We start from the raw sequence: 18,326 nt of genomic DNA on the forward strand, positions 1-18,326 counted from the left end.
TAGTCACTTTCCTCTACGGGGCCCTTGCGGGCCCTTTTTTTGGTCTGGTGATCAGGCCATGACAGCGCGCCGTCGGTGTGAGCGCGCCGCCTGTTCGAAGTCAGACTGTGGCCAACACAGCCTTGGCCTTCTCCAGCGCCATACGCGCGCGCTGTTCGCCGCTGATGCCTTGTTCCAGCAACTGCCGCGTGGGAATTTCCAGGCTTAGCGGTACGTTCGACGGCAAGGCGCGCAGCAAGCCTGCAAGGTCGGCATCACCCTCGCCCGGGAAGCGTCGCTCGTTACGTGCCTGGCGCAGGATCTCGTCCATGTCGGCCGGTACCGGGCCGGCAACGTCGCACAGCTGGGCATAGCGCATGCGCTGCGGCGCCAGTTGCGCCAGGTCGCCCAGTGAAGACCGGGAGCGGTTGAAATGGAACGCGTCCACCAGCACACAGCCGTTGGCGCGGTCGGCGTTGGCTACCACCCGCATGGCCTGGCGCAGGTCACGTACGTCGGTCCAAGGCATGAATTCCAGGTGCGGGTGAATGCCATAGCCCGCCGCCAGCTCACACAGGGCTGCAAAACGCTCGGTCAGGCGTGCTTCATCGGGGTCGTTGCCAGCCACCAGCAGTTCAGTGCCACCCAGTTCGGCGCCCACCGCAAGAATCGGTTCGAAATCAGCCACACAGGTCCCCGGCTTCAGGCGCAGGATTTCCAGGTCGAGCACCTTGATGCCGGTGTCACGCAGGCGCGCCTGGGTCTGCCGGCGCAACTCGGCATCAGCCACCAGCGGGAAGTGCTGCTCCTGCTCGGTGGCGGGCACCAGGCGCAGGCCAACGTGGCTATAACCGGCACGGGCTGCCGCCTCGACCATTTCTGGCGGGGACAGTTCGAGTACCGTCAGGGCGGCAAGGGAGAAAATACGGTCAGTCATTTATCGTCACCAAAAGCGTAGAGGTTGCGTCAGGCGATGTGCTCGGGCGCGCAGGCCCGGCCCGTTTCCGCCGCCTGGCGGATCGCTTCGATCAGCGCCAGCGTGCGGCCACCGTCGGCGGCATCGATCAGCGGTGCCTGTTCGCCCCGGGCAACCCGCACGAAGTGCTGCAACTGCAGGGTCAAGGCCTCGCCGGCGGGAATGCTCTCCTCGCTTTGAAGCAGCGGTGTGTGCCAGCCCGAGCCCGCCTCGGCGTAGTGCCAGCGCTTGAGCTGGGGAATGCTCAGCGCCCCTTGAGTGCCGGCCAGCAGGTAGCACGGCTGGCCATCCTGACGCGGATACACCGGGCTTTCGCCAGCGTCCAGCTCCCAGCTCCACGGCGCCGCCACCGCGTCGGAGCCGGTCAGGCTACCCAGTGCGCCGTTGGCGAACTGCAGCAGCACCGCCGCTCTGTCTTCGTTGGCAAACCCACGTACATCGTTACGGGTGAATGCCTGCACCTGTACCACCTCGCCGCACAGATGGCGCAGCAGGTCGAGGTCGTGGATCAGGTTGGTCAGCAGGAAGCCGGCGCCCGGTTCGCGGCGCCATGGGGTTTCGAAATAGCTGTCGGGTTTTTGCAGCTGCCACAGCGCGGTGACATTGATCAACCGGCCCAGCTTGCCGTCGGCAATCACCTGATGGGCCTTGGCGATCAGCGGGTTGTGCCGTCGGTGATGGCCGACCAATACGGGTACGCCACAACGGCGCGATGCTTCCACCAATGCGCGAACCTCATCCAGGTGCACGCCCACCGGTTTTTCGACCAGCACCGGCACGCCGGCTTCGACGCAATCCAGGGCGGTCGCCACATGCAGGTTGTTCGGGTTGGCGACAATTACTGCCTCGGGGCGTGCGCGCTCCAGCATCTGCCGGTGGTCGGCAAAACAGGGCACGCCGCATTCGGCGGCAAAAGCCTCGGCCTGCGGGCCGGGGTCGGCCACCGCACACAGCTGGGCGTGTGGCACATTGCGCAAGTGCTGATAGTGCTGGCGGCCCATGATGCCGGCGCCGATCAAGGCAATACGAAGGGGTGCGTTCAACAGCCTGTCCTCTTGTCATTGTTGTTGTATGAATTATGGAATTCGATTCCACAATTCATACAACACAATTTAGAACCAAGTTCAGCTTTTCAGAAGAACCCGCAGGACAAGCTGTTCGGTAATCGACCGGAAATGCGCGTCAGGCAAACAATTCGCTTGCCCGGCTGGCCGCCGACAGCTCTTGTGCAGCAGCCAGCAGTAGCCGCGCCAGCTCTGCCAGGCGGCTTTGCGCCATCCGTGCACTGGGCCCGGCAATGCTCAATACGCCGATCACCTCGTCAGTGTGCGGGCGGCGCACCACGGCAGCCAGGGCCGAGGTGCCGATGGCCGAGGTTTCCTCGACCCAGGCATAACCACGCTCGCGGGCACGGTGCAGGTAGGCGAGCAGCTCGTCGGTGGAGCGCGGTGCGTTGGGGCCGAACTGCGCAGGGTCGGCAATACCTTGGCGCAACACCATCTGCAGCGCCTGCTCATCGTCCAGGCTGGCCAGCCAGGCATGCCCGGACGCGGTGTAGAACAGCGGCGCATCGCGGCCCATGTCCGGGTCGTAGCGCAGCCCGGAACGGGCGCCCTGAGACTTGGCGATCCAGGTCTGGCGGGCACCGTCGATCACGCCAAGGCGCACCAGCTCACCGCTGTCCTGGGCCAGGCGGTCGAGAATCGGCTGGATGATGTCGGCACCGTTGCTCGACAGGTAGCGAAACCCCAAGGCCACCAGTTTGGCCGACAGTTGGTAACGGCTGTTGTCGCGGTTCTGCCGCACGTAGCCCAGCCGCACCAGCTCGGTGAGCATGCGGTGGGCGGCGCTTTTGGGAATGTCCAGGCGCTCGGCCAGAGTTTGCAACGGCAGCCCCCGGGGTTCGCCGGTAAGGGTTTCTACAAGACTGAAGGCGCGTTCGATCTGACTACCAGCCATGACTACAGGTCCCTGATTTTTTTTTGCGGATTCTAGAAGATGATTCCATATGAGCGATAGCGGCCGCAGCGAAGTCGCGCTGAAGTGTCCGGTTATCGCCCAGTTGTTGCCTGCCCGGGCTGCCACGCCCTTGCGGGTAAAGGCGCTGCTGATAAAAATATGGAACCTTGTTCTAATAAAAATACAGGAATGCCGCGATGCCCTCAGCTGCTCTGGATACCGAATACGATGTACTGGTCATAGGCTCCGGCGCCGCCGGGCTGGCTGCGGCCGTGACGGCGGCCTGGCATGGGCAGAGGGTGATCGTGGTAGAGAAGGAGCCCGTGTTTGGCGGTGCCACCGCCTGGTCCGGCGGCTGGGCGTGGGTGCCACGTAACCCGCTGGCACAGCGGGCCGGCATCGTGGAGGACATCGAGCAGCCGCGAACTTACCTGCGCCATGAACTGGGGACGCACTACAACGCCGAGCGCGTCGATGCCTTTCTTGAGGCTTGCCCGCACATGGTGGCGTTTTTCGAGAAGCATACGGCGTTGCAGTTTGCCGATGGCAACGGCATCCCGGACATGCATGGCGACACACCGGGCGCAGCCCAGGGCGGGCACCAGGTGATCGCCGCACCTTATGATGCCCGCGAGGTAGGTGCCTTGCTGCCACGCCTGCGCAAGACCCTGCGCGAAACCTCGTTCATGGGCATGCCGATCATGGCCGGTGCCGACCTAGCAGCCTTCCTCAACATGACCCGTTCGCCCAAGGCACTGTTGCACGTGTGCAAGCGATTTGGCCGCCACCTGTATCACCTGGCGCGGTATGGTCGGGCGATGCACCTGGTCAACGGCGTGGCACTGGTGGCGCGGCTGGCCAAATCGGCACAGGACCTGGGTGTGCACCTGCAGGAGTCGGCGCCGGCCAAAAGCCTGCTGGTCGAGGATGGCCGGGTGTGCGGGGCTCGGGTGGCCACACCGCAGGGCGAGCGGCAGATCCGTGCCAAGGCAGTAGTGCTTGCAGCAGGTGGCTTCCCCAACGACAGCGCCCGGCGCCAGCAGCTGTTCCCGCGCGATGCCAGCGGCCACGACAACCTGGCCCTGCCGCCACAGGGGTGTTCCGGTGACGGGCTGCGCCTTGGCGAGGCGGCCGGCGGCGTGGTGGCCACCGACCTGAAATCGCCGGTGGCCTGGGCGCCGGTTTCGCGCGTGCCGCACCGCGATGGCAGCATCGGCCACTTCCCGCACATCATCGAGCGCGGCAAGCCGGGCATCATCGGCGTGCTGGCCAACGGCAAGCGCTTTGTCAATGAAGCGCATGGCTATTACGACTATGTGTCGGCCATGGTCGCGGCAGTGCCGCAGGGTGAAGAAGTGTGCTCGTGGCTGGTGTGCGATCATCGCTTCTTGCGCCGATTTGGCCTGGGCCATGCCCGCCCGGCACCGCTGCCGGTGTGGCCGCATGTGCGCAGCGGTTATCTCAAGCGGGGTGTCACGCTTGAAGCGCTGGCGGACGCCTGTGGCATTGAGCCGGCCGGGTTGCGCGCCACGGTCAGCGACTTCAACAAACATGCACGAAATGGCCAGGACCCGGCATTTGGCCGTGGCTCCACGCCGTTCAACCGCAAACAGGGCGACCCACAGCACAAGGGCCCCAACCCGTGTGTGGCACCCATCGAACACGGGCCGTTCTATGCGGTGAAGGTGCAGCCTGGCTGCTTTGGTACCTTTGCCGGGTTGCGCACCGACGGCAGTGCCCGGGTGCTGGATGAAGCCGGGCAACCCATCACAGGCCTGTATGCGGCGGGTACCGACATGGCCAGCGTGTTTGGTGGCTGGTACCCGTCGGGCGGCATCAACCTGGGGCCAGCGCTGACCTTTGGCTATGTGGCCGGCCGGCACATTGCCGGGGTGCAGGCGTATGAGTGAGGTACGCCGAAAGGTTTGAGCCGGCCATCAGATCGAGCGCCGCCCGCGCGGCGCCTCGCGATCTGTGCTCGCTCCTACGTTTGTTTCGGGCCAGTTACGCCTATGGCAGACGCGCGCGACCGCCTTGTTTATCGGCGCTACATCGCCATGCGCCAAGGTGTTCGCGCGCAAAAACACAGAATTAATTGGCCCGAAACAAACGTAGGAGCGAGCACAGCTCGCGATGCGCCGTGCGGACGGCGCTCGGTCTCGCAGACACTTCAAACCTTAAGGCGTAAAGCGCTGTGTCCAGCAAATGAACACCCGAAAAACCGGCATGTGTTCAGTATGTGAACCCCCCCCCACCACAAGCCCGGCATTTTGCACCCGCACCGCGTTGGCATGCCCCCTGCAACAAGCATCCGTGAACACAACAACACACAGGATGCTTTGCGTGAATACCTTACTGCCCAACGAACTCTGGAATGAGCGGCTGTTCACCGGTACCTGGGTACCCGGCGAACTGCCCGCTACCGCAATCACCTCACCCGGCAATGGCCAGGCACTGGGTACCTTGGCCAACGCCGGGGCCAGGCAGGTAGAGCAAAGTGCCCGCGTGGCCGCCACGGCACAGCGCGGCTGGTATGCCCTGCCCTACGATGAACGCGCCAAAGTCCTGCGCAAGGCCGCCGCCATCGCCGAGCAGTACCAGGCCGAAATCGCCGACTGGATCGTCCGTGAAAGCGGCTCCACTCAGGCCAAGGCCGGCTTTGAAGCGTCCATCACCCTCAAGTCGCTGCACGAAGCCTGTGCCCTGCCCTCGCGCAGCCAGGGCGAAGTACTGCCGTCCAGCGCCGGCCGCCTGAGCATCGCCCGGCGCCGTCCGTTAGGTGTGATCGGGGTGATTTCGCCGTTCAATTTCCCGCTGTACCTGGCCATGCGCGCGGTTGCCCCGGCACTGGCCACGGGCAATGCGGTCGTGCTCAAGCCCGACCCGCGCACCGCTGTGTGTGGCGGCCATGTCATTGCCCGCATTTTCGAGCTGGCCGGTTTGCCGGCGGGCGTGCTGCATGTGCTGCCGGGCGGCGCAGAAGCCGGTGCTGCACTTACCGCGTCACCCAGCGTGGCAATGATCCAGTTCACCGGCTCTACCGCAGCCGGCCGCAAGGTTGGCGAGGCCGCCGGGCGCCACCTGAAAAAGGTCTCGCTGGAACTCGGTGGCAAGAACTCGCTGATCATCCTCGACGATGCCGACCTGGACCTGGCCATCACCAACGCTACCTGGGGGGTGTACCTGCACCAAGGACAGATCTGCATGTCGACCGGCCGGGTGCTGGTGCAACGCGGCATTTATGACGCCTTCGTCGAACGCCTGGTGGCCAAGGCACGCAGCCTGACCGTGGGTGACCCGGCCAGTGGCCAGGTTCACCTGGGCCCGCTGATCAACGCCGCTCAGCGCGACAACGCCTTGCGTATCGTCGAGGCCGCACACGCTGCCGGTGCGACGCTGGCAACCGGTGGTTCGGCAGACGGGCTGTTCTTCCAGCCGACCGTGCTCAGCGACGTTCAACGTGACAACCCGGCGTTTCATGAAGAGATCTTCGGCCCCGTGGCCGTGGTGGTGCCGTTCGACACTGACGCGCAGGCGGTGGACCTGGCCAACGACACCGACTACGGCCTGAGCGCTGCCATTTTGTCGCGCGACACTGGCCGTGCCCTGCGCCTGGGTGAGCAACTGCGCACCGGGCTGCTGCACATCAACGACCAGACCGTCAACGACGAGGTCATCAACCCCTTCGGCGGCGTCGGTGCATCCGGCAATGGCACCAGCATCGGTGGCGCCGCCAACTGGGAAGAGTTCACCCAATGGCAATGGCTGACCCTCAAGGGCGAAGCACCTGCCTACCCACTGTAACCCCGGAGAACAATAACAATGACACCCCCTCTTATGCGCCCCATTCAGGCTGCCGTTACCCGTGGCAAAGGCGCCCCCTTCGTGCTGGAGCAGGCACGCATTCGTGCACCGCAAGGTGACGAGGTGCTGGTACGCATCGTGGCCACAGGCATGTGCCACACCGACATGATCGTGCGCGATCAGTATTACCCCGTGCCGCTGCCAGCGGTACTCGGCCACGAGGGCTCGGGTATCGTCGAGGCGGTTGGCCCGCTGGTGCAGAACCTGGCCGTGGGCGACCATGTGGTGATGACCTACGGCTACTGCGGCCACTGCCTGGCCTGCGACGCCGGCCAGGCGGCCTACTGCCAGGACTTTTTCGGGCGCAACTTCAGTGGCGCCGGCCCCGAAGGCGAGCATGCCCTGCAGGACGAACAGGGCCACGCCCTGAATGACCACTTCTTCGCCCAGTCGTCGTTCGCCACCTACGCACTGGGGCGTGAGAACAACACCGTACGCGTGCCCAAGGAAGCCCCCATCGAGCTGCTCGGCCCGCTGGGCTGCGGCATCCAGACCGGTGCAGGTGCGGTGATCAATTCGCTGAAAGTCACGCCCGGCAGCGCCTTTGCCGCTTTTGGCGGTGGTGCGGTAGGCCTTTCGGCCGTGCTGGCCGCACAAGTGGCAGGCGCCGCCACCATCATCGCGGTCGACGTGGTGCCTTCGCGCCTGGCCCTGGCGCTGGAGTTGGGCGCCACCCATGTGGTCAACAGCCGCGAGGCCGACCCGGTCGCCGCCATCCGTGAAATCACCGGTGGCGGTGTGCAATTTGCACTGGAGTCCACCGGGCGCCCGGAAGTGCTGCGCCAGGCCGTGGATGCCCTTGGCAGCCGGGGCGCGCTGGGGGTGGTGGGCGCACCGCCGCTGGGCACCACCGCGCAATTCGACGTCAACGACCTGTTGCTGGGCGGCAAGGTCATCCGCGGCATCGTTGAGGGTGACAGCGTGCCGAAGAAGTTCATCCCCGAGCTGGTCAACCTGTACCTGCAAGGCCGCTTCGCCTTCGACAAGCTGGTGCGCTTCTACGACTTCGAGCAGATCAACCAGGCCGCCGAGGACAGCGAGAAAGGCCTGACCCTCAAGCCGATCATCCGCATCCAGAAATAAACCCTCAGGGGGCAGCCACGCGCTGCCCTCACCCCATAACAAGAACAAGGGAAACCCTGACATGACACGACTCTCCAGCCCTGCCTGGGGCGCGCTGGCCTGCGCGCTGGTTTCGGCCAAAGCCCTGGCCGTAGATGTGAATGCCGGTGACTACACCGCGCTGCCGCCAGGTACCAACGTCGCCGCCTGGTACCAGCAGTTCAGCCGCGCCGACCGCTTCAAGGGCGACGGCGCGCCCGACGCCACACACAACACCCGCCTGCGCGCCAACATCAGCATCCTGCGCCTGATTCACTTCACCGAAATCGGCGGCATAACGGTAGACCCGCAAATACTCCTGCCCTTCGGCCATGTCTACGACGTGAAGGTGGGCGGGCAGCCGCTGGGCAGCAACAGCGGCATGGCCGACCCGATCATCGGCGCCACGTTCTGGCTGGTGAACCAGCCGGGTGTGGGTGCCAGTGGCCGCTACTTCGGCATCACCCCGCTGCTGTACCTGCCATGGGGGCAGTATGACCGCGACGCCGGTGTGAACCTGGGCGAAAACCGCTGGAAAGGCGACCTGCAACTGGGCTGGGTGGAGCCGCTGTGGGGCCGCTGGTCGATGGAGTGGTATGCCGATGCCGTGCTCTACGGCAGCAATGACAAGGCCGGCAGCGGCAGCCAGACCTTGCGCCAAAACCCGACCTATCAGCTGCAGACCAACCTGCGCTATGACTTCAACCCGGCCCAGCGCCTGGCCTTGGGCTTCTCAGCCAGCGAGGGTGGCAAGCAGCACCTGTCAGGCGACTACACCGGGCAGAAGACCGAAGTGCAGCAAGTGCGCCTGGAGTTCCAGCAGATGGTCGGCAAGACCGTACAACTGAGCGGCCAGCTGACCCACGACACCCGCGTGATCGGCGGTTTCCAGGAAGACACCGGGGTCAACCTGCGAGCGCTGTTGCTGTTCTGATTGGCCCGCCAGCCTTGACGCGCTGCTGGCAGCGGCGCAACGTGCGCAGTCAGTAGCGTGCCGTCAACCCTCACAAGGTGTACCCATGGATCGCCTACAACTCCAGCTGCACAGCGCCCGCCAGCAGTTTGCCGACGGTTTGCCATTGCCCGCCGGGCTACTGCCCGAGCCTATCGAGCGCTCGTGGGAGCGTTCCAGGGCTGCCGGGCTCAGCCCCTGGCAGCCACGCCTGGCGCGCGGGCAACTGGATGTGCAGGCACTGACCGACGCAGACACCCAGCTGGCCGCCTGCGTGCAGCCCGAGCTGGAGCGCTTGTGGGAGCTGATTGGCGATTCCCACTGGATGCTGTTTTGCGTCAACCCGGAAAACCGTATTGTGCAAACGCGCAAGCCGGGCGGTATCGACAGCCCGCTGTCGGCCCTGCACGCCGGGCGCAGGGTCAGCGAGGTGGACGTCGGCACCACTGCCCCGGCCTGTACGCTGATGGACGGCCTGCCGGCCATCGTGGCCGGCAACCAGCATTACCTGCAGGAGTTTGCCCGGTTTTTCTGCGTCAGCGTGCCGCTGCGCGGGGTGAATGGCGAGTTGCTGGGGGCGCTGGACCTGACCGGTATCGGCACCCGTAATGCCGGGACCATGCTCGAACGTCTCAAGCATGCGGCGCTGGCCACCGAGAACAACTTTTTCCACGCGTTGCCGGGCTGCCGCATCCTGGAACTGCAACACGACCCCAGGCTGCTTGGCTCGCCGCTGCAGGCGTTGCTGGCCGTGCAAGACGATGGCACGGTGTACGCGGCCAACCGCGCCGCGCAACAATTGCTGGGGGTACCCGACTACCGCCCTGAGGGGCTGACCCTGGAGCACCTGTTTGACCGCCCCGGCCACAACGGCCTCGACGGTTCGCCGCAGTTGCTGGCCCTGGCCGATGGCTCACGCCTGTATGGTCGGCTGTTGGCGCAACCTGCGGCCAAAACTCGGCCACTTCGGCCCAGCCACACGCCGCTGGGCAGCGATCGGCGGGTTAATGCCCGCTTCGAAGACGCCTGCAAGGCCGTGACCGGTCACTTGCCGGTGCTGATCACCGGGCCAACCGGTTGCGGCAAGGAAGTGTTCGCCAAAGCCCTGCATGCCCACTGCTGCCCTCAGGCCCCGTTCGTTGCGATCAACTGCGCGGCCCTGCCCGAAAGCCTGATCGAAGCTGAGCTGTTCGGCTATACCGAAGGCAGCTTCACAGGCGCCCGCAAAGGCGGTGCCATGGGCCTGCTGGAGTCGGCCGGGGACGGGATCCTGCTGCTCGACGAAATTGGCGACATGCCGCTGGCCCTGCAAAGCCGGTTGCTGCGGGCACTGCAGGAACGGCAGGTCACCCGCATTGGCAGCACCACAGCATCGCCCTTCAACGCCCACATTGTCGCAGCCACACACAAAGACCTTGGCGCGCTGGTAGCCAACGGTGGTTTTCGCGAAGACCTGTTCTACCGCCTGGACGGCCTGCGTGTCAGCCTGCCCGGTCTGGAGCAGCGCTTGGATAAACAACAACTGATCGAAGCCTTCTTCCAGCGTCCGGGCTTTGCGCCGCTGCAGGCCGAGGCCAGGCGCCGGCTGCTGGCCTACCACTGGCCGGGCAACCTGCGGCAACTGGAGAACGTGGCGCGGCTGGTCGGGGTGCTGGCCGCGGGTGAGCCCAGCATAGGCGTGCAGCACCTGCCAGAAGACCTGCAAGGCCAGCCGGTCGCGCCGCCGCGCTCGCTTTCAGAAGCCACCCACGACGTGATCGAGCGCGCTTTGCTGGCCCATGAGGGCAATGTCAGTGCTGCCGCCAAGGCGCTGGGTATTTCCCGTACCACCTTGTACAAGCGCCTGGGTTCGCGCTAGCACTCAGGCCGGGCAGCGCATCTGCGCCAGCCAGTACGGCACATCCACCTCGTCGATCTGCTCGGCACGCAGGAACCGCTCGGCATACTGGCGGTACACCCCGCTGCTGAGGAACAGCGCCAGCAGTTGCCCGTCGATGTGCCGGTCACGGGCCATGAACACCAGGATCTTCACCGATTCGGACAACGTCTTCGGCGGCTTGTAAGGCCGGTCGGCCGCCGTCAGTGCTTCAAATATGTCGGCAATGGCCATTACCCGCTCGGCAATGCCCAGGTCATGCTCACCCAGCCGGCGTGGGTAGCCGCTGCCATCCAGCTTTTCATGGTGGTTGCCGGCGATGGCCGGTACGCGTCTCATCTGACGCGGAAACGGCAGCGAGCTGAGCATGATGATGGTTTGCACGATGTGCTCGTTGATCTTGAAACGCTCCTCGTCATTCAGCGTGCCGCGCCGGATCGACAGGTTATACAGCTCGCCGTGGTTGCTGGCGTGGGCTGGCAGGCGCATGTCGAAGCCCCATCGGTTGCACGGGTCGCCCTTGGTCACCGGGGGCTTGCGTTCGCCCCAGGGCACCCGATGCTCGGGGCGGTCGGCCAGCAGCGGTTCGTCTACCGGCAGCACGGGTTGCGGCACGCCGGAATAGCGCTGCGCCTCATCGCGGGAGATACCCAGGCGGTTGTCGAAGTGGCGCCGCCAGCGCTGCTGGCTGATCTGCTGCAGGCGTTCGATATCGGCATCCTGCATGAACTCGCCGCCGATGTTAGCCTGGGCGACAAAGGCGAAGTCATCCTGCAGCCGGGCCTGGCTCTGGGCTAGCGCGGTTTGCAGCACCTTCGGGTCGGCGCCGCTGGCCAGGCCTTGCCAGTAGGCCAGTTCGGCATCACGCCACAGCACTTCAAACCGCATGCGTATTTCATGGATACGGTTGTACAGGGTCTCCAGCTTGGTCGCCTTGTCCACCACGTACTCCGGGCTGGTGACCTTGCCGCAGTCGTGCAGCCAGGCCGCTACGCGAAATTCGTAGCGTTCGGCTTCAGTCATGCTGAAGCTGGCATAGGGGCCGCTGTCGGCGGCCACCACCTGGTCCAGCAGCATCTGCGCCAGTTGCGGCACACGCTCGCAGTGGCCACCGGTGTAGGGGCTTTTGGCATCGATGGCGTCAGCCAGCAACTTGATCATGGCATCCATCAGGCGTTGCTGGGCTTCGGCCAGCTGGCGTGTCTCGATGGCCACTGCCGCCACGCCAGATAGCTCTTCGACAAATTGACGGAACGGTTGGCCCAGCTGTTCGCGCGCCTGCGCTTCATCCAGTTGCAGCACCAGAATGCCCAGCAGCGCCTGGCTACGGTCTTTCAGCACCACGGCCTGGCTGCGCTCGTCCAGGCCGAGGGCCTGCGTCACCGCTGCGGCCAGCGTGCGCCGGGCGCCCTCATCCACGGCAAGCTCGCCGGGGTACTGCTCACCCCGGCAGGCGGCGGCCAGGCGCAGCAGCGCGTGCTCGGCGTCGAACAAATACACCACACCGGCCTCGACACCGGCAGCGTGCACCAGGTGAGCCAGGACGCCGTCGAGCATACGCGCCAGGTCACGCTCGCGGCTGAGCGTGAGGGTAATGGCCTGGAAACCGCGAATGGTGCCGGCCATGCGGCTCAATACATGGCTCAGCTCTCGTACTTCGGACACCTGCGATTTCACCCCCACTTCGCGGCTGAAATCAAAGTTGGCCAAGCCCTGCACCTGTTCAGCCAGCACCTTCAGCGGGCGGACGATACGCCGGCCGAGCACACCGCCAAGTACCAGCAGCACGGCCATCAACGCCAAGGTCCAGAGCAACTGCTCGAACAACACCTGGCGCGCACCGGCCAGCAGTTCATGGCCTGGCACGGCAATCAACACCTGCAGATCCTGCCCGGCCAGGCTGGTCAGCGGAATGCGCATGCCATACCAGGTCTGGCCGTCCACCTGATACGGCTGTGCCTGCGTGCCTGACGGCAGCTCAGCGTACAGGTGCTGCAGGCTTGCAATGTTCAGCTCGCTGATGCGCGACAGGCGCACGCCCTGCCCTTCACGCACGATCACCCGCTGCAAGTCCGGGTAGGCCACAACATTGCCCTGGTCGTCGAGCACGGCAATTTCGGTGCCGGGGGTGATGCGCAAGCCCTGGGTTTCGCTGGCCAGGTCGTTGACCGAAACATCCATGCCTATCACCGTTTCTCCGTCAACGCTGCGCTGTGCCAGGGTCAGGCCGATTTCACGGGTAGTGAAGAACACGTACGGCGGCGTCAGCACAGTGGCGGGCTGCGCACTGGCTTCGGCAAACCACGGGCGTGTACGCGGGTCGTAGCGGTATTCGGGTTTGGCCTGGGCCTGCAACAGGTTCAACGCCTGGTCGTAGTAGCGCCACTCGCCCTGCACTACCCCGCCCTCGCCACGGCTGACACGCTGCACCAGAAACGCCGTGCCCGGCGGCGCGGCGAAGCGCTGCAGCAACTGCGGGTCACGCAGCCGGCGCACCAACAGGAAATCGCCGCTGGGGTAGCCCATGTAGGCGGCACTGAGCATGCGGTTGGCATTCAGCGTTTCGACCAGTTGCGGCAGCCGTTCCAGGCGCTGCGCCTGGGTATGCGCAGCAGGGTTGTGAGCCAGCAGGCGGATGCTGCTTTGCACCGGGTCGATCAGGCGCCGGGCGCGCTCGTCGATAGTCTTGCCCACCTGCTGGGCTGTATCGCCGGCGGCGGCCACCAGGGTCTGGCGGATACCGCGATAGCCCTGCCAGGCCAGCGCGGCACCCAGCAACAGCATGCCCAGCACGATGGCCAGCGCCACCAGCCATTGCAGTGAAATGCCACGCCAGGTCCTCCCGGTATCACGACCCGTCGACACGCAGCCCATCCCAGGTACTCCATGTGAGGCAAATTGAGGGAGCAGCCAGGACGATCATGCGGGCCGAAGCCATTCGCAGGCAGCGAGATGGGCCGAATGGTGGCCAATAGCCCTGGCCCATCTTGACAGGAGTGTAGAGTGCGGCTGGGGGTTCTGCCGGTTTGGCAGAAAAAAATAACGTGGCGGGTCATAATCCCGTCAGGTAGACGCGCGCTGCTCCAGCATCACCAGCGCGCCGACATCACCTTGCAGCGCCAGTGCCGGCCCTTTCGCGGGTAAGACCGTGCAATGGCCGGCAGAGGCTCTCAGCCTCTCAGGCACGATTCAAAGCCCAAGGCACACATACTTGAGCTCCAGGTAGTCCTCGATCCCGTAACGCGAGCCTTCCCGGCCCAAGCCCGACGCCTTCACCCCACCAAACGGCGCGACCTCGGTCGCCACCCCACCGACGTTAACCCCGACCATGCCGTACTCCAGCGCTTCGGACACGCGCCAGATGCGCCCGACGTCCCGGGCATACAGGTAGCAGGCCAGCCCGAACTCGGTGTCATTGGCCTGGGCAATCACCTCCTCCTCGCTGCTGAAGCGGAAGATCGGCGCTACCGGCCCGAAGATTTCCTCACGCGCTACACGCATGTCCGGTGTGACATCCGCCAGCAAGGTCGGCTCGAAGAAGGCCTCGCCCAAGGCATGCCGATGCCCACCCGCCACCACCCTCGCTCCGGCCTCCACAGCCTCGCCCACCAGCCGCTCGACACCACTGGCCGCACGTCCATCGATCATCGGCCCGACCTGTGTGCCAGGCGCATCACCCTGCCCGACTACCAATTCCCCCACCCGTTCGGCAAACCGCGCCACGAAACGCGCGTAGATGCCGTCCTGGATGTAGAAGCGGTTGGCGCACACGCAGGTCTGCCCGCTGTTACGGAACTTGGCGATCAGCGCACCTTCCACCGCCTTTTCCAGGTCGGCATCGTCGAACACGATGAACGGGGCGTTGCCACCCAGCTCCATGGTCACCTTCTTCACCGTCGCCGCCGACTGCTGCAACAACTGGATGCCGATGGGCGTCGAGCCGGTGAATGACAGCTTGCGCACCGTCGGACTGGCCGTCAGCTCGCCGCCGATGGCTGCCGAGTCACCGGTGACCACGCTGAGGACACCCGCCGGAATGCCGGCACGCTCGGCCAGCACACACAGCGCCAGCGCACTGAATGGCGTTTGCGAAGCGGGCTTGAGCACCAGCGTGCAGCCAGCCGCCAGGGCCGGCGCCGCCTTGCGCGTGATCATCGCTGCCGGGAAGTTCCACGGCGTGATGGCCGCGCAGACGCCGATCGGCTCTTTGGTCACGATCAAGCGCCGGTCACGGTTCGGTGAAGGGATCACATCGCCATAGATGCGCTTGCCTTCCTCGGCATAAAACTCCACATAAGCCGCGGCAAAGGCAATTTCGCCACGGGATTCTGCCAATGGCTTGCCTTGTTCAGCGGTCATGATGCGCGCCAGGTCTTCCTGATGGGCAAGGATTTCGCGGAACCAGGCTTGCAGCCGGGCTGCGCGCTCCTTGGCGGTCAGTGCCCGCCACACCGGCAAGGCGCGCTCGGCGGCGGCGATGGCGCGGCGGGTCTCATCTGTGCCCATGCGCGGCACATGGCCGAGTACTTCGCCTGTGGCCGGGTTGGTCACGGCAATGCGCTGGCCGCTGTCGGCGGCCAGCCATTGTCCATCGATATAGCAAACTTCACGCAGCAGATCACGATCGGCAAGGTTCATGTCGATTGGCTCGTTCGAAGGATGAAAAAGATGGGGCCGGACCGCACCCCACCTGAGGTGAATCAGCGTTTGGCCTGCAGGGCCTTGTCGCGGATCTGGCTGAGGGTCATGCGCGGGGTCAGGGCTTCAGGGTCGACCTGCACGTCGATCAGCGCCGGCTTGCCGGACGCCTGGCAACGCTCGAAAGCGGCGGCGAAGTCCTCAGTGCGAGTGACCGTTTCACCGTGCAGCCCATAGGCGCGCGCCAGGGCGGCAAAGTCCGGGTTATGCAGTTCGGTGCCAGACACCCGGCCCGGGTAAGTACGCTCCTGGTGCATGCGGATGGTGCCGTACATGCCGTTGTTGACCACCACCGTGATCACCCGGGCGTCGTAGTGCACCGCCGTGGCCAGCTCCTGGCCATTCATCAGGAAACAACCGTCGCCGGCAAACGCCACTACCGTGCGCTGCGGGTAGGTCAACTTGGCTGCTACTGCTGCCGGCACGCCGTACCCCATGGAGCCGTTGGTAGGCCCCAGCAGCGTACGGAATACACGGTGTTGGTAGCCACGGTGCACCCAGCCGGTGTAGTTACCGGCACCGCAGGTAAGGATGCTATCGGCCGGCAAGGTCTTGTTCAGCCAGGCGATGACTTCGCTCATCTGCACATCACCCGGCGAACGCGGGGTTTCGAAGTTGCCCCGGTAGCCGCAGTTCAGGCTGGCGACCCAGTCGGTGAACGCCGCCGGGCGCACGGCGGGCAAGGTGGCGGCCTGGTTCAGGAAGCTGGCCGGGCCGGCATTGATGCCCAGGGTCGGTTGGTAGACGCGGCCAATTTCCTCGGCGCTGGCGTGCACATGCACCAGTGCCTGTTTCGGTGTCGGGATGTCGACCAGCGCGTAACCGCCCGTGGTCATTTCGCCCAGACGTGCGCCTACCACGATCAACAGGTCAGATTGCTTCACTGCATCGACCAATACCGGGCCGGCAGCCAGGCCAAGGTCGCCGGCATAGTGCGGGTCGGTGTTGTCGAACAGGTCCTGGCAGCGGAATGACGCCGCCAGCGGCAAATGCTGCGCCTGCACGAAGCGCTTCAGGTCGGCCACCGCCTGGTCGTTCCAGCCACCGCCACCGGCAATCACCAATGGCCGCTGGGCCTTGGCCAGAAGCGCCTGCAGTTCGCCCAGCGCCTGCGGCGCCGGGGCAGCTTCGACACGCTGGGCCGGGCGGGCATCGGCCACTTGTACCAAGTCCGTCAGCATGTCTTCCGGCAAGGCGATCACCACCGGCCCGGGGCGGCCGCTGATGGCGCGCTGGAAGGCCTGGTTGACCAGTTCGGGAATGCGTGCGGCATCGTCGATCTGCACAACCCACTTGGCCATCTGGCCGAACATGCGCCGGTAATCCACTTCCTGGAAGGCTTCGCGCTCGATCTGGTCGCGGGCCACCTGGCCAATGAACAGCAGCATCGGCGTGGAGTCCTGGAAGGCGGTGTGCACACCCACCGAGGCGTTGGTGGCGCCCGGGCCACGGGTGACAAAGCAGATGCCCGGCTTGCCGGTCAACTTGCCGTAGGCCTCGGCCATGTAGGCGGCACCACCCTCCTGGCGGCAGACGATGAGGTCGATTTCATCTTGCACATCATGCAGTGCATCGAGCACCGCCAGGTAGCTTTCACCCGGTACACAGAACGCACGCTCGACACCATTCACCCGCAGAGCATCGACCAGCACCTGGCCACCACTGCGCTTCACTTCGGAGTTGCTCATTGTTGTTCTCCCTCAGGCGCTGCGGTCAGATGACCGAATCTTCCAGGAACGGCTTGTTGTCGATCACCCGCTGGTAGCCCAGCGCGCCCAGGTCGAGCGAGCGGTAGCCGCCATAGGTGATCAGCTCGGACAGCCCGCGGCCAATGGCCGGTGCCTGCTGCAGGCCGTGCCCGCTGAAGCCGTTGCAGAACAGGAAGTTGTTCACTTCGTTATGCGGGCCAACGATGGCGTTGTGGTCGAGCACGCAGAAGTCGTAGTGCCCGGCCCAGTAGTTGACCACTTTGATGCCCTCGAAGGCTGGCACCCGCTCGGCAAGAATCGGCCATACCTCTTCGTCGAACTCTTCGTGCAGCACGTCGAAGTCTTCAAAGTCCACTTCCGGGTCGTTCTTCGGGTACGTGCCGCCCAGGTAGAACTTGCCCTCCGGGCGGAAGAACACCCCGGTGGGATCGATGGTCAGTGGCACGGTGCCTTCCAGCGGGGTGCGGCAGTCGAACACGAACAGCGAGCGGCGCCGTGGCTCGACCGGAATATCCAAGCCCGCCATGCGCGCGACCTTGGTGCCCCGAGTACCGGCACAGTTCACCAACAGGCCGCAGCCGATGCGCTCGCCGCTGGCCAGTTGAACGCCGGTAATGCGGTCACCTTCGCGCTGGATACCCGCCACCTCGTTCTCGATGTACTCGATACCCATCGAGCGCGCCTTGCGGCGGAAGCCGTTGAGCATGCCAAGGCTGTCGAACCAGCCTTCTCCACTCTGGCCATAACTGGCGCCAGCGAGGCTGTCGATGTTCACCCAGGGAAACTTGCGCTGGAGCTGCTCGGGGTCGAGCAGGTGCACATCCGCGCCGTGAGACACCTGGGTATCGTGCAGGCGGCGCAGCACTTCATAGCCCTTGTCGTCGCCAAGGAACAGGTAGCCATTCTCGTGGAAGGCCAAGTCCGGACGGTCGCCCTCCACCTCCATCACGTCGGGGAAGTTGCGCACGAACTCGGCGCCGAACCTGGAGATTTCAATGTTGATCGGGTTGGAGAACTGCTGACGGATCGAGCTGCTGGACAATGCGGTAGCCGACTTGTTGTAGGTCCAGTCGCGCTCGATGACCAGCACCGAGCCCTTGAAGTCCGGGTTGTTGGCCAGGAAGTAGGCGGTGGCGCTGCCGTTGACCGCGCCGCCGACGATCACCACATCGTAGTTCTGTTGTTTAGCGGTGGAAGCCATGGAATTAGCTC

General features: G+C 65.0%; 12 protein-coding genes and 1 pseudogene. 6 read left to right on the forward strand and 7 right to left on the reverse strand.

The window, feature by feature from the left end; all coding sequences use genetic code 11:
* Positions 1 to 100 precede the first annotated feature (100 nt).
* From ACF8R4_RS17925 to ACF8R4_RS17935, 3 genes are all read right to left on the reverse strand, one after another.
* The gene (locus ACF8R4_RS17925) at positions 101 to 916 is read right to left on the reverse strand and encodes a sugar phosphate isomerase/epimerase (RefSeq protein WP_104835039.1); all 816 of its coding nucleotides are present in this window, start codon (positions 914 to 916) and stop codon (positions 101 to 103) included.
* A 29-nt stretch (positions 917 to 945) separates the two neighbouring features.
* Positions 946 to 1,998, reverse strand: coding sequence for a Gfo/Idh/MocA family protein (locus ACF8R4_RS17930; RefSeq protein WP_392493046.1), 1,053 nt, complete (start codon positions 1,996 to 1,998; stop codon positions 946 to 948).
* 139 nt (positions 1,999 to 2,137) lie between these two features.
* Positions 2,138 to 2,914, reverse strand: a complete 777-nt coding sequence (locus ACF8R4_RS17935) for an IclR family transcriptional regulator (RefSeq protein ID WP_392493048.1) — start codon at positions 2,912 to 2,914, stop codon at positions 2,138 to 2,140.
* A 197-nt stretch (positions 2,915 to 3,111) separates the two neighbouring features.
* Here ACF8R4_RS17935 and ACF8R4_RS17940 point away from each other — a divergent pair, with 197 nt between their 5' ends.
* From ACF8R4_RS17940 to ACF8R4_RS17965, 6 genes and pseudogenes are all read left to right on the forward strand, one after another.
* Positions 3,112 to 4,824, forward strand: a complete 1,713-nt coding sequence (locus ACF8R4_RS17940) for an FAD-dependent oxidoreductase (RefSeq protein ID WP_060499240.1) — start codon at positions 3,112 to 3,114, stop codon at positions 4,822 to 4,824.
* Between the two features lie 424 nt (positions 4,825 to 5,248).
* Entirely contained in the window at positions 5,249 to 6,718 is a 1,470-nt protein-coding gene (locus ACF8R4_RS17945) for a benzaldehyde dehydrogenase (RefSeq protein ID WP_392493050.1), read from the forward strand.
* An 18-nt stretch (positions 6,719 to 6,736) separates the two neighbouring features.
* The gene (locus ACF8R4_RS17950) at positions 6,737 to 7,861 is read left to right on the forward strand and encodes an NAD(P)-dependent alcohol dehydrogenase (protein ID WP_104835041.1); all 1,125 of its coding nucleotides are present in this window, start codon (positions 6,737 to 6,739) and stop codon (positions 7,859 to 7,861) included.
* A gap of 61 nt (positions 7,862 to 7,922) precedes the next feature.
* A complete protein-coding gene (locus ACF8R4_RS17955) occupies positions 7,923 to 8,813 on the forward strand; it encodes a transporter (RefSeq protein ID WP_060499243.1) in 891 nt (296 codons plus the stop codon).
* A 637-nt stretch (positions 8,814 to 9,450) separates the two neighbouring features.
* Positions 9,451 to 10,317: pseudogene (locus ACF8R4_RS17960) on the forward strand (sigma-54-dependent Fis family transcriptional regulator); the annotation flags it as partial.
* 285 nt (positions 10,318 to 10,602) lie between these two features.
* Entirely contained in the window at positions 10,603 to 10,689 is an 87-nt protein-coding gene (locus tag ACF8R4_RS17965) for a helix-turn-helix domain-containing protein (protein WP_371920925.1), read from the forward strand.
* A gap of 3 nt (positions 10,690 to 10,692) precedes the next feature.
* On the opposite strand, the gene ACF8R4_RS17970 is transcribed toward ACF8R4_RS17965, so the two are convergent.
* From ACF8R4_RS17970 to ACF8R4_RS17985, 4 genes are all read right to left on the reverse strand, one after another.
* The gene (locus tag ACF8R4_RS17970) at positions 10,693 to 13,581 is read right to left on the reverse strand and encodes an HD domain-containing phosphohydrolase (RefSeq protein WP_392493053.1); all 2,889 of its coding nucleotides are present in this window, start codon (positions 13,579 to 13,581) and stop codon (positions 10,693 to 10,695) included.
* Between the two features lie 315 nt (positions 13,582 to 13,896).
* Positions 13,897 to 15,345: an NAD-dependent succinate-semialdehyde dehydrogenase gene (locus ACF8R4_RS17975; RefSeq protein WP_060499245.1), complete on the reverse strand. Its 1,449-nt coding sequence runs from the start codon at positions 15,343 to 15,345 to the stop codon at positions 13,897 to 13,899.
* Between the two features lie 62 nt (positions 15,346 to 15,407).
* Positions 15,408 to 17,093: a thiamine pyrophosphate-binding protein gene (locus ACF8R4_RS17980; RefSeq protein WP_104835048.1), complete on the reverse strand. Its 1,686-nt coding sequence runs from the start codon at positions 17,091 to 17,093 to the stop codon at positions 15,408 to 15,410.
* A gap of 25 nt (positions 17,094 to 17,118) precedes the next feature.
* A complete protein-coding gene (locus ACF8R4_RS17985; RefSeq protein ID WP_060499247.1) occupies positions 17,119 to 18,315 on the reverse strand; it encodes an FAD-binding oxidoreductase in 1,197 nt (398 codons plus the stop codon).
* Positions 18,316 to 18,326 lie beyond the last annotated feature (11 nt).

The sequence above is a fragment of the Pseudomonas sp. FYR_2 genome (genome assembly GCF_043106425.1).
Lineage (GTDB): Bacteria > Pseudomonadota > Gammaproteobacteria > Pseudomonadales > Pseudomonadaceae > Aquipseudomonas > Aquipseudomonas monteilii.

Bases quoted from the DNA above. Each gene is read 5' to 3' on its own strand.
- ACF8R4_RS17980 (WP_104835048.1), bottom strand. From the start codon at position 17,093: ATGAGCAACTCCGAAGTGAAGCGCAGTGGTGGCCAGGTGCTGGTCGAT.
- ACF8R4_RS17970 (WP_392493053.1), bottom strand. From the start codon at position 13,581: ATGGGCTGCGTGTCGACGGGTCGTGATACCGGGAGGACCTGGCGTGGC.
- ACF8R4_RS17985 (WP_060499247.1), bottom strand. From the start codon at position 18,315: ATGGCTTCCACCGCTAAACAACAGAACTACGATGTGGTGATCGTCGGC.
- ACF8R4_RS17955 (WP_060499243.1), top strand. From the start codon at position 7,923: ATGACACGACTCTCCAGCCCTGCCTGGGGCGCGCTGGCCTGCGCGCTG.
- ACF8R4_RS17940 (WP_060499240.1), top strand. From the start codon at position 3,112: ATGCCCTCAGCTGCTCTGGATACCGAATACGATGTACTGGTCATAGGC.
- ACF8R4_RS17975 (WP_060499245.1), bottom strand. From the start codon at position 15,345: ATGAACCTTGCCGATCGTGATCTGCTGCGTGAAGTTTGCTATATCGAT.
- ACF8R4_RS17935 (WP_392493048.1), bottom strand. From the start codon at position 2,914: ATGGCTGGTAGTCAGATCGAACGCGCCTTCAGTCTTGTAGAAACCCTT.
- ACF8R4_RS17945 (WP_392493050.1), top strand. From the start codon at position 5,249: ATGCTTTGCGTGAATACCTTACTGCCCAACGAACTCTGGAATGAGCGG.
- ACF8R4_RS17925 (WP_104835039.1), bottom strand. From the start codon at position 916: ATGACTGACCGTATTTTCTCCCTTGCCGCCCTGACGGTACTCGAACTG.
- ACF8R4_RS17950 (WP_104835041.1), top strand. From the start codon at position 6,737: ATGACACCCCCTCTTATGCGCCCCATTCAGGCTGCCGTTACCCGTGGC.